This is a genomic window from Myxococcus eversor (assembly GCF_010894455.1).
GTDB classification, from domain to species: domain Bacteria; phylum Myxococcota; class Myxococcia; order Myxococcales; family Myxococcaceae; genus Myxococcus; species Myxococcus eversor.
In genome coordinates, this window is record NZ_JAAIXY010000004.1 from 62735 (window position 1) to 78096 (window position 15362).

Genomic DNA, 15362 nt, shown 5'->3' on the forward strand with positions numbered 1-15362 from the left:
GGGGAGGGGACCTGCTCCCACCGGGTGCCGGCGGCGTGGATTTAACCTTCTTCTCCACGCGGGGTTCTTCCTGGCAACGAGGACGCGAGCGGGTGTGCCGCTCGCGTCCAGTTCCACCGACTGGAGAGTCCCACCATGCGTCAAGGTTTCCTGCTGCGTTCCGTTGTCGCTGCTTCGCTGTTGTTCTCCGTCCCGGTGCTCGCCGAGGACGCCGCGCCCGCGCCCCAGGGCCAGGAGGGCCACCATGGGGGTCGATATGGCCACAAGGGCATGAAGGGAGAGCGGAAGCTGGCCAGGATGGAGCACCGCCTGGACCGCGCCGTGTCCGAGGGTCGTCTCTCGCAGGCGCAGGCGGACCAGTTCAAGACGGAGGCCCGCCAGCTTCGCGACGAACTGAAGGCCCAGCGTGACGCGGCCGGCGGTCAGCTCTCCGAGGACCAGCGCCTCCAGGCTCGCGAGCGCGTCCGTGCCCTGCGCGCGAAGGTGAAGGCCGCCGTGCAGGCCAACGCGCCCACCAAGACCTGAGTCCGACCCGCGGGTTCCCATGGAGCGTGAGGCCTTTCAGAGACAGGCCAGGCGCTGACTTCGTTCCATGTCGTGCCGCGACAGTCCCCTGGAGGGGCCCCTGCGCACGATGAATTCTGGAATGGTAGTTTCCCCTGACATGGGCAACCCGGGGCAGACGCAGTTTGGTCGGTACGAATTGCTGGAGCGCCTGGGCGCGGGTGGGATGGCGGAGGTGTACCGGGCCCGGTATCCGGCGGCTCCTGGCGTCATCAAGTCCGTGGTCATCAAGCGGGTGCTCGGTGTCTATGCGTCGGACCCTGAGTTCGCGGAGATGTTCCTCAATGAAGCCCGTATCTGCGTGCGCCTGAGTCATGGCAACGTGGTGCAGGTCTTCGACTTCGGGGAGGTGGACGGCGAGTATTTCCTGGCCATGGAGTGGGTGGATGGCCAGCCGCTTTCCCGGGTGCTGAAGCGGGCGAGCGCGAAGGGCCTTCCCAGACTCCCCACGCCCATCGCCGCCGGCATCGCCATCGACATGTGTCGAGGGCTGCACTACGCGCATACCCTGGTGGATGAGCAGGGTGAGCCGCTCGGCCTGGTGCACCGCGATATCTCCCCGGACAACGTGTTGATGAGCTTCGAGGGGGAGGTGAAGATCTCCGACTTCGGAATCGCCAAGGCCCGGCTCGCGGGCCGCGTGGAGACAGAGGCCGGAGTGGTGAAGGGCAAATACCTGTACCTCTCGCCGGAGCAGGCGCGAGGCGAGGTGCTGGACGCACGCTCGGATGTGTATGCGGTGGGCGTGGTGCTGTACCAGATGCTGTGCGGACAGCTCCCGAACGAAGGCGATGAGCTGGAGGTGATGACCCGCACCGTCGAAGGGCGACTGACTCCAGCGCGGCAGTTCAATCCGACGCTGGACGCGGCCATGTTGGAGATCCTCCAACGCGCGTTGATGAAGTCACGGGACGACCGCTACAGGACAACGGAGGCGCTGCAGCAAGCCCTCTCCGATTGGCTGAGCACGAACGCGCCGCTGTTTCCCACGAACACCCGCAAGCATCTGACGAGCTGGCTCTTTCAGGACGAGCTGGCCACGCGCAAGCGCATCCCGGCGCTTCCCTCCGAATTCCTATCGCAGCTCGAGTCGTGGCGAGCCCCCGCCGACGTCAATGCGCTCGGGCCAAGGAGCCAGCGGTCCGCGGCGACACGGGTCGTACGCGCGAAGTCCCAATCTTCCGCCCCCCACGCCAGGACGTCCGAGCCGCCAGGCGCGGCCTTCGAGCTGGATGTGGCGGAGGTGGCGCCAGGAGCCCAGCGAGCAGCTCGGAAGGGTTCCCTGGGCTGGCGCTGGGGAGCTCTCATCGCGTTGGTGCTCGGGTTGCTGGGCATGGGCATCGTCTGGCGTGGCTCCAAGACGGACGCCGCGACAGAGGCGCTCACGACGAAACAGGACAACGTGCGTGTTCCGGCGGCGCCCGAAGTTCCTCCCATACTGGCGGAGCCCGAGGTGGGGTCCCCGCCGGTCGCCGCCGAGGTTGTTCCCTCACAGGATGATGCCAAGGTCGCCCCGCGGGGCGACGAGAGCGTCGAGGCTTCCGCGTTGGGCGAGCGCAAGGAGGCGGAGCCGGAAGTCGAGCCTGCCTTGGACACGAAGGTGTCGATGGAGCAGGAGCCGCCCGCGCTGGCCGTGCTTCGCGAGTCCGGACAGTCATTCAATCCCATCCAGCGGGCACATGAGTTGGTGCTTGAGCCCACGGAGCGCTACTCGCTGCGCACGCTGGGCACGTATGGCTTTACCTGGTCCAAGGCGCTGGACGGCACGCGTGCGGCGCCCTCCTCCAGTCGCGTCCTCGCGTTCATCGCCGACCCCGAGGTGCCGCCAGAGCGGCGGCTGTGGACGCTGACCACGGACTCCCAGACGGTGACGGGCATCACGCGGATGTGGCTGTTCGTCCTGTGGGGCCAAGAGTGGGCGCTCACGCGGCCCCACATGATGGAGATCGACGTTCGTTCGCTCAGTGGAGGCGCGAAGCAAGGCCGGTCCCTGAACGTCGTCGACTTCGCGAGCGAACTCGCCCCCGAGCATCGCTTCACGGTCCGGAACCTACGGCCCGGGCTTCGGTATGCCGTGGAGATCCGGGCCTCCCACGAACGGCCGCGCAGCCCCGTGGTGATGATCGCCGTGCCGGCCGCGCCGTTTCGCCTCCGCGTCGCCGGGCAGCCCTCGGACGAGCGATTGCACGTGCTCGACGTCGGCCGGCACATCCTGTCGGGAGCGTCGGAGCTGTGGTTCTCCCTGCCGAGATGGGCGGACGACGCGGAAGTGGAGATGGAAGTCTCCGTGGAGGCCGCTCCCTGAACCTCCCGGACCCGCGAGCAAGCGGCCGTGTTGCCGACCCGCACGCGCAGCGTGACGGACCCCGGGGAATCGCGCAGACTCGCGGCACGAGGTCTCGCATGCGGCTGGTGCTGTCCCTGGTGGTGTTCGTGTCACTCGTCGGCTGCGGCGCGCATTCAACGCGCGCGTTCCTGGGCGACGCCGCGGCTCCCGCTCCTTCGCGAATCCCCGTGGACGACGCGGAGTTGCTCCGGGTCCAGGCCCGCGCCCGGTACATCGTCGAAGCGGAGCGCGCCGCCATTCGCGCCACGGACGTGCTGATGGAGAGCAAGGACGTGGACCTGAGCCCGTCCCGGATGCAGATGCACCTCACCCTGCCTCATGGTGGCGCCTGGTACGGCCTCTTCGGCCGGGTCGACGACGCGGGGAAATTCATCCCGGCCTATGCGTTGAAGGCTCCCCACGAGGAGCCCGAATGGATGGAGCTCATCCCCTTGAACACGCTCCCCATCGACTTCAGCCCCATGGCCCGCGCGGTGAGGACGGCGAAGAACATCACCGTGGAGGCCTTCGGTCGGCCCAGCGTCAACCCCGTGGTCCTCGTGGAGGCGTCGGGCGACATCACCGTGTACACGCTGCAGGGGACCAGGGACCCGAAGCGCTTCTTCTATGGCGGCGACTTCCGCTTCCGCTTCGCTCCGGATGGCAAGACGCTGCGCGAGCAGGTGAAGCTGCACCCGAGCGTCATCGCGGTCGACGTGGCGCCCATCACCGAGGACGCCTCGCGGATGGATGCGCACCTGCACCAGACCTTCAAGGGACCGCTGGAGACGGAGCTGGCCTTGCTGATGCTCTATCCGGAGCTGACGTCGCTGGCGGTGGGCCACGTCGACACGGCGGTGACCTACGTCCTGTTTCCGGATGGCGGCATCAGCGTCGTCACCGAGGACAACCCCGCGTCCAGGCGCGACCTCCTCCCGGATGGCACCTTCGCGTCCCCTCCCGCCGCGCCGAAGCCCCCAGAGGCGGAGGCCCCCGAGGCACGCGCTCGGTGAGACTCAGTCCCGCAGCCGCTCGGCCCAGGTGAAGTACACGGTGCGCGCGTCGGCGAACGGATCTCGAAACAGGGCGCGGACCTCCGCCTTCGCCAGCCGGCCCTCGTCGAAGGCGCGGTAGAGCCTGTCCCCGAGCAGGTAGCCCAGCGCGTGGCTGACGCCGTGGAACAGCCGGTCCTTGCGCAGGGGCAGCAGCTTCACCGCCTCTTCGGGCGCCTCCAGCTCCGCGGCCTTGTGCGCCAGCACGAAGGCGGAGACCTGTCGCTCCACGCCGCGACTCTCGCCGAAGCGACGGGCCCAATCGGCCAGCCCCAGGCACGTGCGACGCGGGTTCACCAGGCGGGAGCCGAAGAAGCCCAGCGCCTCCTCCATGCACCGCGCGTAGAAAGCTTCGGAGGCCGTGCGCGGCGCCTCCATCGCGCTGCCCACCGCGCAGTGCCGCACGAAGTGCGCGGCCTCCTCCGCCGCGTGGTTCAGTGACAGCGAGGCCAGATACGCCGTCCGCGCTCGCGGGATGTAGCTGCTCTCCCGCGACAGGATGTGGCGGCGCAGCTGTGACAGCTCCGCCTGCGTGAAGCGCCCGCGTCGCTGGATGCGCGCCAACACGTCGCCATCCGCCACCGTGGCGACCTCCACCGACTCCAGCGCGCGCACCACCGGCACCCCGGCGAGGCGGCCGATCAGCGCCGCCATCTCCCGGAACCGCTCCGAGGCACCCCGGTCCATCAAGGGCGAGTCGCCGGCCTCGGCCTCCAGATAGTCGAGGAAGCTCTGCTGACAGACGACGGGAGAGGCGTTGAGCAGGCACACCGTGTCGTCGGCCAGCTCCACCGCTTCGGCCACGCCCATGCGTCCGTCGCGGGCCAGCCGCCACCAGACGCCTTCCGCGTTCTGGTACACGACCAGGCCGCGACGCGTGTCGTCGCCGAGCGCGCGCTCCACCTGCGCGGGCAGGTGACACGGCGCGACGTGGTACTGGCCCACGAGGACGAGGACGAGCGGACGGTCCTCGGCACGGGCCGCCCGGGCGATGCGCTCCGCGGCGTAGGCATCCCTCAGCGCGAGCGAGCGCTCACCCTGGGCACGCCGGTCGATTCCGACGACCTCCAGGCGGTGGCGCCGGGCGAAGGCGAGCAGGGTGCGCAGCGGGGCGCCCGGGCCGAATCCCGCACCATCCGTGTCACCGCCCAGCTTCGCCAGGAGGGAGCGCTCCGAGAGGCGGCCGGAGCGCCAGGCATCGACCGAGGTCTGGTGACGTCCCTCGATGCACTCGAGGGCCATCACGACGCGGCGTCCCGAGGTGAGCGCGTGCTCCACCAGCTCGAGGTAGGTCTGCTGCGCCAGGGGCAGCGTGTGGTAGTCGCCCACGTACACCACGTCCGAGGCGAGCACGCGTTGGTGCACGTCGGCCAGAGGCAGGACGCGCCGATAGCTGGCGGTACGCCGCCGGTAGCGGGCCTCGTAGGAGCGGAAGGCATCTGTCTGCCCGTCCACCACGCGGGCGATTTGTGCCCGCTGACGACGGAAGAGGGCAAGGTGCAGGGCGAGCGAGTCGCGCATGGAGTGCGGCGATCCCTCGCACGGCCCTGGAGACCCGGCAAAAAATCAGCGGCACGCGGCCTCGGGGCTCCCTTCCTTGACTCGGGGAGGGGGGCAATGGACCATCCCCTTCAGCTTGAAGAACACACTCGCGCGCGCGACCCTCCTCAGCTTCGTGCTCTTCCTGGCGGTACCTGTCCGTGCCGAGGAGCCTTCACTTCTTCACTCCGCTCCGACCAAGGCCGAGGCCAACCTGCCTCTGCGGCTGGACGGCACGCTCGTGGAGGGAAGCCGCATCCTGGAGATGTACGTCCGCTACCGCGGCCCGGGTGAGCCCTTCGCCCGCGTGCTGATGGAGCGCCAGTACGGCGACCTCTACCGCGGCGTCATCCCCGCCGAGCACATGGTCCCGCCAGGCGTCGAGTACTACGTCGAGGGCCTCACCGCCGACGGTGAGCGCATCCCCATCTTCCAGACCGCCGCGCGGCCCGCCCGTGTGTTCGTGGCCGGAGAGGTCTCCACGACGGCGAGCCGGCCCGGCCCCTCGGAGCCGCCCGTCTCCATCTCCGCCGACGAGCGGCCCCCCACCCGGACCCCGCCGCCCGAGCGCACCAAGGCGCCGCCGCCCACGAACAGCGCCTCCGATGACTCGATGGCGGCCCTGACCGCGGATCTGCCCTCGGACGTTCCTCCGCCCAGGACCGCGACGCGAGACACCCGCACCCCGCCGCCGTCGCGCGAGCCTCCGCCCCCGACGCGAGGCACCACGACGACCTCACGCGAGACGGCGACTCCCACGCGAGAGCCCACGACGCGCGAGAGCCCACGGGCGACGCGAGAGCCACCTCCGCGAGATGCGGTGACGACGCGGGATGCACCCGTTCGCGAGCCCGTCGCTTCCCGCGAGTCGTCCCGGGAGACCTCGACGCGCGATTCGGCTTCCTCGCGGGAGTCGTCCGCGACGCGCGAGAGCGCGGCCTCCGCGGTGATGCGCTCGGAGCTGGAGGAGGACATGGCCCTCTACAGCGCCGAGGACACCCTGGCGCTGGCCACGCGTCACGAGGAGAAGGTCCGGAAGGTGCCCGCCATCGCCGCCTCGTTCGGCCGCGAGCAGATCAGCGCGCTGGGTGCCCGCACCGTCGCCGACGTGCTGGACGTGGTGCCCGGCCTCACCGTCAGCCGCGACGTGCAGGGCTTCCACCGCACGGCGGTGCGCGGCATCCGCAACGACGCCGAAGTGCTGTTCCTCCTCAACGGCCACCGCCTCAACAACTTCTTCGACGGCAAGGCGCTGATGAACCTGCCGGTGGAGAACCTGGAGCGCATCGAAGTCATCCGTGGCCCGGGCTCCGCGCTCTACGGCGCGGGAGCGTTCCTGGGCGTGGTCAACATCGTCACCGACACCTCGGATGGCGTGCGCACGGCCGTCTCCGCCGGAGGCTTCCCGGAGAAGGACGACCGTCTGGCCATCACCGTCAACGGGCACGCATCGGCCGGAGAGACCTTCGGTGACCTGCGCCTCTTCGCCGACGCGGATGTGTGGAGCCAGTCAGGCGACTCGAACGTCATCGACAACGATGGCCTGGATGACGAGGCCATCTCCCAGGGGCTCCGCGCCGTGGAGGACCCGGCCGGCAAGACGCGCGATGACCGCTTCCTGCTCAACCTGGGCGGCGGCGCGACGTATGCGATGGGCGACGCGGGCCGGCTGGGCGCCTCGGTGCGCTTCCTCACCGAGAACCGCACCGCGCTGATGGGCCTCTTCGACACCGTGGCCGAGGACTCCGAGTTGAAGTGGAACGTCCTCATGGCGGACGTCCATTGGGAGCGCTCCATCGGCACCTCGGTGCTGCTGCGCGCGCGCGCCGGGTTCGATCAACAGTCCACCGACCGCCTCTTTCAAATCACCCCCAAGAACTTCCGGACGGGGACCGAGGCCAACCAGCTCTTCGCCGAGGGCCTGCGGGAGCGGACGAGCATCTCCGTGCGCTCGCTCACCGGCGGCGTGGACGCGGACATCGCGCTGTCGGCCAACAACCGCCTGTCGCTGGGCGCGCTGGTGGAGCAGCAGTCGCTGGGCGACTACAACTACGAGACCAACTACACGCTGGACGCGCGCGTGCGTCCAGAAGGCTTCACCGCGCCCGAGGGCCTCACGGACCTCTTGGGACTCGCCGACGGCGCCGTGTCCAAACGGCTCATCGTGGGCTTCTTCGCGCAGGACCAGTGGACCGTCGTCAACCCGCTGACGCTCACGTTCGGTGTGCGCGTGGACGCCACGCAGCTTCCCACCGTGGACGGCTCGGGCACCATCACCGGCACCAGCTTCGTGCCCAGCATCAATCCCCGCGTGGGCCTGGTGTTCTCCGCCACGGACGCGCTGGTGCTCAAGGCCCTGTATGGCCGCGCCTTCCGCGCCCCCACGCTCCAGGAGCTGGTCGAGCGCATCCCCGACACGGACTACAACCAGGGCCGCTTCGAGGGAAACCCGCGCCTGCAGCCCTCCACGGTGGACACCTTCGAACTGGGCGCCGACCTCATCCAGTCCGCCGGCGAGGCCCGCGTGCGGCTGCGCGCCAACGCGTACCTGGAGCTGTTCGACTCGCCCATCGTCCCGGTGGACACGTCCGGCAACATCGTCCCGCTGCGCAACCGCGAGCTGGGCGTGCGCGTGTACGGCATCGAGGGCGAGGCCCGCCTGGAGGCCTCCAAGCGCGCCAACGCCTGGATCAACGCGAGCATCTCCCGCGCGCAGGACATGGAGCTGCCGTCGCAGTCCCGCCTGCTCACCGACACGCCGCAGGCCCGCTTCAACGCGGGCGTGTCCATGCCCATTGGCGCGTGGGTGAACTTCGACGTGGTGGTGCGCACGGGCGCGGAGCGACGCAACAACAGCCGCTCCGTGCTGGAGCTGGTCCGCCGCTACAAGATTCCCGCCTACAGCCTCATCACCGCGCAGATTCGCAGCGAGCCCATCGCCGACATCTGGGAGGTGTCGCTGGTGGCGCACAACGTCTTCGACCACGACCTTCGCGACGACGTGCCCCGTCCGGACCGCGTCACCAACAGCCTCCCGCGCGAAGGCATGTCCGGCTACCTCACCGTGAGGGCCCACTTCTGATGCCGCTCCCCAAGTCCAAGTCCAAGTCCGTACTTGCCGCCCTCGCGTGCGCCCTGGCGTCGCCGCTCTCCGGGTGCATCTCCTACAACGACTCGTGCCAGCCGCTCGTCTCGGACCCGGATGCCGTCGTCGGCTACCTGGCAGCGGACGTCCAGTTGGACAAGCCGTTCACCCGGCATGACAACAACGCGCTGGCCCAGGTGGTCGCCGACGCGTTCCTCCATGCCGAGGACGGCTCCGCGCGGCCCGCCGTGCTGGGCGTCGTCAACGGCGGCTCCCTGCGCACGGAGGGCCTCTGCTACACGCGCATGTCGCTGCGCAAGGGGCCGCTCACCGACGGCGTGCTCCACGAGGTCATCCTCTTCGAGAACCTCATCGTCACCGTGGACCTCACCGAGCGCGAGGTGGTGGAGATGATGGAGAACAGCGTGGGCGCGCTGTACCTGGAGGGGCAGTCCATCGCCTCGCCCTCCGGCGCGTTCCTCCACGTGTCAGCGGGGACGTCGGTGCGCGTGGACTGCTCGCGCCCCAGGGGCGAGCGCGTTCGGGCGCTGACGGTGGGGGGGCAGGCCATCCCGCTGCCGGCGCGCGAGGACACGACCATCCGCTACCGCGTGGCCATGCCCAGCTTCCTGCTCGAGGGCGGCGACGGCTACGACACGGTGTTCGGCAATGCCGGTCAGGACCCCGCCCGGAACCCGGTGCAGGCGCGAAAGCTGGGCGGCACCGACGCGAACATCGCCTCGGCGTACATGCGGGAGAAGTACCCCACGCCCGTCCAGGCGCTCTCCGAGGAGCCGCGCGTCATCTTCGAGAACTGCGCACTGCCCGCGAGGCCCGCCGGCAGGTGAGTGCCGGGGGCCGCTCGCGGGGCCCTTCAGGACTTGGGCTCGTCCGGGTTCGGAGCGGCCGCCACCATGCTCGGTGGGGTCGCTGGCGCCGCCGCCACCGGAGGGCTCGCCGTGACGGTGGCGGGCCGAGGAGGCGGAGGCGCATTGAGCACGTCGTTGACCGACGGCATCTTCCGAATCTCCGCACGCGCGACCTTCCACGCCTGCTGGACAATCCACGAGAGCGAGCGGTCCTGTCGCGTCGCTTCGCGCTGGATCTCCTCCAGCATGTCCTCGGGGAAGTAGAGGCTTTGTTTGCGGTGGTCGGTGGTGGCCATGCCTGCGCTACTCCTCGCGCGGGTCCTGGCGCTCGTCGCCAGTCACGTCGTTAACGGCGGGGAACCCCTTGATGCGCTCGCGGGCGATCTTCCACGCCTGCTGCACGACCCAGGAGAGGGAGCGGTCCTGTCGGGTCGCTTCCTCCTGAATCTCCTTCAACATCTCCTCGGGGAAGTACAGCGACTGCTTGCGCTTGTCGGTGCCTGCCATACTTGAGTCTCCGGGGCGGATTCGAGGTGACGACCTGAACACACCGGGGCCGTTATCCGACAGACGCCCAAGAGGGTCAACGGTTTCGGAGGACTCATTCCGCGCTCGCTGGGTCCTCGCCCGGGCACGTTCAGTCAAGCCTGACGTATCCAACTGTGCGCGAAAAAGGAAACGCCCCGGCCCTCTAGACAAGAGGACCGGGGCGTCTCGGAAAGAGGGACCGCCGGGAGTGGATCTCCCAGCGGACCCGTGGGCCCAGAGGGGGAGGGGGGGGACCCCTAGGCCCAACACCTTGAAAATTCGACCGTCCCCTCAACAACCCCGGGGGCCGCGCATATTTCCTCTTCCGAGTCGGCGCCCATCCGGTGTGACGATCATAAGAACCAGCCCCCCTGCCTTCAACCGCACGCGCCTCTGTAACCCTGTTACCCGACACTCCATTCCACCTGTCAGATGTCACGCACTGGACCCATGACACGGCTGCTGACGAGGACGCTGCTGGACGCGTACACGCGCCTGGGGCTGGAGGGCCGCTCCGTGCTGTGCGCCGTCTCTGGAGGCGCGGACTCGGTGGCCCTGCTCGTCGGCACGGCGAGCGTGCGAGAGCGCCTGGGGCTGCGCGTGGAGGTCGCCACGGTGGACCACGGCCTGCGGCCTGAATCTCGAGCGGAAACGCAGTTGGTGGTGTCGCTCGCCGAGCGGCTGGGTTTCGCGTGTCACGTGCGCGAGCTGTCGCTGCGGTCCGGCGCGGGCGTGGAGGCGCGGGCGAGACAGGCGCGCTACGCGGCGCTGGAGGCGGTGCGCGTGGAGCGCGGCTTGTCGGCGGTCGCGACGGCCCACTCGGCCACCGACCAGGCGGAGACGCTGCTGATGCGCCTGGCCCGCGGCGCGTCGTCGCGAGGCGCGGTGGGCATCCACGAAGCGCGTCCCGGGCTCGTCCGGCCGCTGCTGGAGCGCACCCGCGAGGAGCTGGTGGACTTCCTGGCGGAGCAGGGCGTCGGATATTCGACAGATGCGATGAACGCCGACCCGACGTTCTTCCGCGTCCGGGTCCGGAAGGACGCCCTGCCGGCCCTGTCCCGCGCCGCGGGCTTCCGCGTGGACGCGCGATTGGCGTCCTTCGCGCGGCTTTCGGCGGAGGACGACGCGCTGCTGAGCGAGCTGGCGGACGCGGCCTGGAGGCGCGTGTGGCTGCCGGAAGGCGGCGGCCTGGACGCGGTGGCGGTGCGCGCGCTGGAGGTGCCGCTGCGGCGCAGGGTGCTCGCCCGGCTGCTGGCCGAGCATGACGTGGTGACGGACGCGGCCACGGTGGAGCGCGTGCTGGGCGCGGTGGAGGAGGGCGGCTCCGCGACGGTGGGGCGTGGACTGCGACTGCGCGCGACGGGCGGGCGGGTGCGCTGCGTGCCGCTGACTCAAGAGACGCGGCCCGTTTCAGCGCTGTTCCTGGAAGGCGCGGGGGCCTCGGGCGTGTTGGAAGGCACGGGGTGGTCCTTTCGCGTGGAGACACAGGCGCCGCCCGAGGGGGTCCATGGACTGTCGCTGGCGGAGGACGTGAACTGGCCGCTCACCGTGCGGACACGCAAGCCCGGGGACAAGGTCCGGATGGGCGCGGGACAACGGCGGCTTCAGGATGTGTTGGTGGATCTTCGAGTGCCCGCGGAGTCGAGAGATGCGCGGCCGGTGGTGTTGGACGCCTCGGGCACCGTGATGTGGCTTCCAGGGTTGTGGGCGCCGCCCCCCAGGGCGGATGTTTCCGGACACTACCTGTGGGCGACACCCGTGGGTCCGAGCATTCAGCGGACCCCTTCGTTATAGAGTGGAATGAGTGTTGTCGGGGGTTGGCCGCGCCCCCTAAATAGTTGAGGGCTTTTTGCTGTTGCTGATACGGTCCGACGACAGGGGAGCTCGCCTGGTGTCGGGCAAACGATTGAAAAGGCTGGGTTTCTCCCGGCGCGGCCCTCATCCCGCCGAGTACCGAAAGGGCAGCTGACACGTGCGTTCGACTTACAAGACCATCGGGCTCTGGGTCATCCTGATCGTCCTCTTCGTCGCCTTCTACAACTTCTTCTCCCAGGGCAACGACCAGGTCCAGGAGCCTTCGTTCACGCAACTGCTGACGAAGGTAGAGGAGAAGAAGGTCAAGGAAGTGGCGGTCAAGGGCAACACCTACTCCGGCAAGTTCGTCGACACGAGCGAGAAGTTCCGCACGACGGGACCGGCGCCGGACGCGGCCATGCTGAACCAGCTCCGCAACAACGGAGTGGACGTCAAGTACGAGCGGGAGGAGCAGAACAGCCTCTGGCTGACCATCCTCGGTCAGTGGATGCCGGTCGTCTTCCTGTTCCTCTTCTTCATCTTCTTCATGCGCCAGCTCCAGGGTGGCAGCGGCAAGGCGATGACCTTCGGGAAGTCGAAGGCCAAGCTCCTGAGCGAGAGCCACAACAAGGTCACCTTCGCTGACGTGGCCGGTGTGGACGAGTGCAAGGAAGAGCTGGAGGAGATCGTCGCCTTCCTGAAGGACCCCAAGAAGTTCACCAAGCTGGGCGGTCGCATCCCGAAGGGCGTGCTGATGATGGGCCCCCCGGGAACGGGCAAGACGCTGCTCGCGCGGGCCGTGGCCGGCGAGGCGGGCGTGCCGTTCTTCTCCATCTCCGGCTCGGACTTCGTGGAGATGTTCGTGGGCGTCGGCGCCAGTCGCGTGCGCGACCTCTTCGAGCAGGGCAAGAAGAACGCCCCCTGCATCATCTTCATCGACGAAATCGATGCCGTGGGTCGTCACCGTGGCGCCGGTCTGGGCGGTGGACATGACGAGCGTGAGCAGACGCTCAACCAGCTCCTCGTGGAGATGGACGGCTTCGAGTCCAACGACGGCGTCATCCTCATCGCCGCGACGAACCGTCCGGACGTGTTGGACCCCGCGCTGCAGCGTCCGGGTCGCTTCGACCGCCGCATCGTGGTGCCGCGTCCCGACCTGAAGGGCCGCCTGGGCGTGCTGAAGGTGCACACCCGCCGCGTGCCGCTGGCGCCGGAAGTGGACCTGGAGGTCATCGCTCGCGGTACGCCGGGCATGACGGGCGCGGACCTGGAGAACCTGGTGAACGAGTCGGCGCTGATGGCCGCGCGGCAGAACAAGGAGCGCGTGGACCTGAGCGACTTCGAGGCCGCCAAGGACAAGGTCTTCATGGGTCCTGAGCGCCGGTCGATGATCATGACCGAGAAGGAGAAGAAGAACACCGCGGTGCACGAGGCGGGGCACGCGCTGCTCGCCAAGCTGCTGCCAGGGTGCGACCCGCTCCACAAGGTCACCATCATCCCGCGCGGTCAGGCGCTCGGCGTCACCTGGAGCCTGCCCACCGAGGACAAGGTCAACGGGTACAAGAAGCAGATGCTGGACCAGATCGCCATGGCCATGGGTGGCCGCATCGCCGAGGAGCTGCTCTTCAACGAGATGAGCAGCGGCGCGGCGAACGACATCGAGCGGGCCACCGAGACGGCGCGCGCCATGGTGTGCCGCTGGGGCATGAGCGAGAAGCTGGGGCCCCTGGCGTTCGGCAAGAGCGACGGCGAGGTGTTCCTGGGCCGCGACTTCAACTCGTCCAAGGACTACTCCGAGGACACCGCGCGGCAGATCGACTCCGAGGTTCGCAGCATCGTGGTGGGTTGCTACGAGCGCGGCAAGCAGGCGCTGACGGAGCACCTGGACGCGCTCCACCGCGTCTCCGACGCCCTGGTGGAGTACGAGACGCTCGACGCCGAGGACGTGAACATCCTCCTGCAGGGTGGACAGCTCACCCGTGAGCGCCCGCCCCCGCGCGTGAATGCGCCCCCGAAGGCGACGGAGAAGAAGGACAAGCGGAAGATCCTCGACGCCCTCGACGGGCTGCCGAAGATGGAGCCGAACAAGGCGTAGCCCCGCCGCTGTCCTGAAGTCCTGAAGGCCCTTCCCGAAGTCGGGGAGGGCCTTCTGCTTTGCGGGGGCTGGGCGCTCGGCGCACGGGGTAGGGTGGCGCGGTGCCCTGGAGTCACTTCCCATGATTCGTGCCCGCCCCATCAGCGCCGACCGTCCCGAGGACCTGACGTTGGCCTTCCGACGCATGGGCCTGCCGACGCCCGCGCGCGAGTACCTGCTGGAGAAGCTGCCGCACGCGCAGCTTTTGCTCACGGGCGTGACGAAGGACGTGGGCACCTTCCTCCATGCGCTGCCCGAGCGGGCGCTCGTGCCGGGCCGAGAGGAACATCCCTCGTGGGTCTCCGGAGACGCGCGCTCACGGCCGGGGGCGGGGCTGCTGTCGGGTCGCCGCGAGCAATTCGAGCGGCTCGTCGCCCTGGCGCGCGCGGAGGGCGGGGCGCTCACGGAGCTGGCGGGCGCACTGGAGCGGGCCCTGGAGGCGGGGAAGGCGCCTGGGAGGATGGTGCTGGGCGAGCGGACGTTCGAGTGGGGCTCGCGCACCTACGTCATGGGCGTGGTCAACGTGACGCCGGACAGCTTCTCCGACGGAGGGCGCTTCCTGAGCGCGGAGGCGGCCATCTCACACGGCCTCGCCCTGGCGGACGCGGGCGCGGACCTGCTGGACGTGGGCGGCGAGTCCACGCGCCCCGGCTCCCAGCCTGTCACCGCCGAAGAGGAGGTGGCTCGCGTGCTGCCCGTCATCGAGGGCCTGCGCGCGCGCACCTCCGTGCCCCTCTCGGTGGACACGACGAAGGCGGCCGTGGCGCGCGCGGTGTTGAAGGCGGGCGCCCACCTGGTCAACGACATCACCGGCTTCCGCTCGGACCCGGAGCTGGCCGGCGCGGTGGCCGAGGCCAACGCCGCCTGTTGTCTGATGCACATCCGGGGGACGCCGGACACCATGCAGCAGGCCCCTCGGTACGAGGACCTGGTGGATGAGGTGCTCGACTTCCTCGACGCGTCCGTGACGCTGGCGACCTCGGCGGGCATCGCGCGCGAGCGCATCCTGCTGGACCCGGGGATTGGCTTCGGCAAGACGTTCGACCACAACCTCTACCTGCTGCGGCGGCTGGGAGAGCTGCGCGTGTCGGCGCTGCCCCTGCTGGTCGGCACCAGTCGCAAGGGCTTCCTGGGGGCCCTGACGGGCGGGAAGCCGGCGGGCGAGCGACTGGCGGCGACGCTGGGCTCCGTGGCGGCGATGGCCGTGCTGGGTGGGGCGGACGTCGTCCGGGTACACGATGTGGCCGAGACGCGCGATGCGCTCGCCGTCGCCGATGCCATCCGCTCCGCTCGGGATGGGGGCATCCTGCTCGGCCGCTGAGCGTCCGTGGACGCCGGGCCACGCGGAAGGGCCCGCGCGGTCTGGGTCGTCGAGGCGGGGCTTGGTATCGTTTTCGCACCCTTGTTCAAGGGTGATAGAGCCTGCAAGGCCGGGCCGTTGCCAGGGGAGCGTTGGGACCCTACCTTCGAG

Annotated in this window: 11 protein-coding genes; 8 read left to right on the top strand and 3 right to left on the bottom strand. The window is 69.4% G+C overall.

Translation table 11 applies throughout. The annotated features are described in order from the left end of the window. Positions 1-135: 135 nt before the first annotated feature. The 3 genes from G4D83_RS09720 (at position 136) to G4D83_RS09730 (ending at position 3903) form a co-directional block, all read left to right on the top strand. Positions 136-525 (top strand): hypothetical protein, encoded by a 390-nt coding sequence (locus G4D83_RS09720; RefSeq protein ID WP_163864423.1) that lies wholly within the window; start codon positions 136-138, stop codon positions 523-525. A 121-nt stretch (positions 526-646) separates the two neighbouring features. Then, positions 647-2869 carry a serine/threonine protein kinase gene (locus G4D83_RS09725; RefSeq protein WP_240356236.1) on the top strand — a complete coding sequence of 741 codons (2223 nt, stop codon included), beginning with the start codon at positions 647-649 and terminating at the stop codon, positions 2867-2869. 98 nt (positions 2870-2967) lie between these two features. Beyond that, positions 2968-3903, top strand: coding sequence for a hypothetical protein (locus G4D83_RS09730; RefSeq protein ID WP_240356237.1), 936 nt, complete (start codon positions 2968-2970; stop codon positions 3901-3903). 3 nt (positions 3904-3906) lie between these two features. Here the strand turns inward: G4D83_RS09730 and G4D83_RS09735 are convergent, their stop codons facing one another. Beyond that, positions 3907-5463, bottom strand: coding sequence for a ChaN family lipoprotein (locus G4D83_RS09735; protein WP_163864424.1), 1557 nt, complete (start codon positions 5461-5463; stop codon positions 3907-3909). A gap of 115 nt (positions 5464-5578) precedes the next feature. On the opposite strand from G4D83_RS09735, the gene G4D83_RS09740 reads away from it, so the two are divergent. Further along, entirely contained in the window at positions 5579-8563 is a 2985-nt protein-coding gene (locus tag G4D83_RS09740; RefSeq protein ID WP_163864425.1) for a TonB-dependent receptor plug domain-containing protein, read from the top strand. Beyond that, positions 8563-9414 carry a 5'-nucleotidase C-terminal domain-containing protein gene (locus tag G4D83_RS09745; RefSeq protein WP_163864426.1) on the top strand — a complete coding sequence of 284 codons (852 nt, stop codon included), beginning with the start codon at positions 8563-8565 and terminating at the stop codon, positions 9412-9414. Before G4D83_RS09740 ends, G4D83_RS09745 begins: the two co-directional genes overlap by 1 nt. A gap of 26 nt (positions 9415-9440) precedes the next feature. Here G4D83_RS09745 and G4D83_RS09750 read toward each other — a convergent pair whose 3' ends face one another. Both G4D83_RS09750 and G4D83_RS09755 read right to left on the bottom strand, forming a co-directional pair. Continuing rightward, positions 9441-9731 carry a TIGR04563 family protein gene (locus G4D83_RS09750; RefSeq protein ID WP_163864427.1) on the bottom strand — a complete coding sequence of 97 codons (291 nt, stop codon included), beginning with the start codon at positions 9729-9731 and terminating at the stop codon, positions 9441-9443. A 7-nt stretch (positions 9732-9738) separates the two neighbouring features. Next, entirely contained in the window at positions 9739-9942 is a 204-nt protein-coding gene (locus G4D83_RS09755) for a TIGR04563 family protein (RefSeq protein WP_163864428.1), read from the bottom strand. Positions 9943-10395: 453 nt separating this feature from the next. On the opposite strand from G4D83_RS09755, the gene tilS reads away from it, so the two are divergent. The 3 genes from tilS to folP all read left to right on the top strand — a co-directional run bounded on the left by tilS (position 10396) and on the right by folP (position 15212). Further along, positions 10396-11757 carry a tRNA lysidine(34) synthetase TilS gene (gene tilS / locus G4D83_RS09760; protein ID WP_163864429.1) on the top strand — a complete coding sequence of 454 codons (1362 nt, stop codon included), beginning with the start codon at positions 10396-10398 and terminating at the stop codon, positions 11755-11757. Between the two features lie 178 nt (positions 11758-11935). Continuing rightward, a complete protein-coding gene (gene ftsH / locus G4D83_RS09765; protein ID WP_163864430.1) occupies positions 11936-13852 on the top strand; it encodes an ATP-dependent zinc metalloprotease FtsH in 1917 nt (638 codons plus the stop codon). A 121-nt stretch (positions 13853-13973) separates the two neighbouring features. After that, complete coding sequence (gene folP / locus G4D83_RS09770) at positions 13974-15212, top strand: dihydropteroate synthase (protein WP_163864431.1); 1239 nt, start codon at positions 13974-13976, stop codon at positions 15210-15212. Positions 15213-15362: the final 150 nt, after the last annotated feature.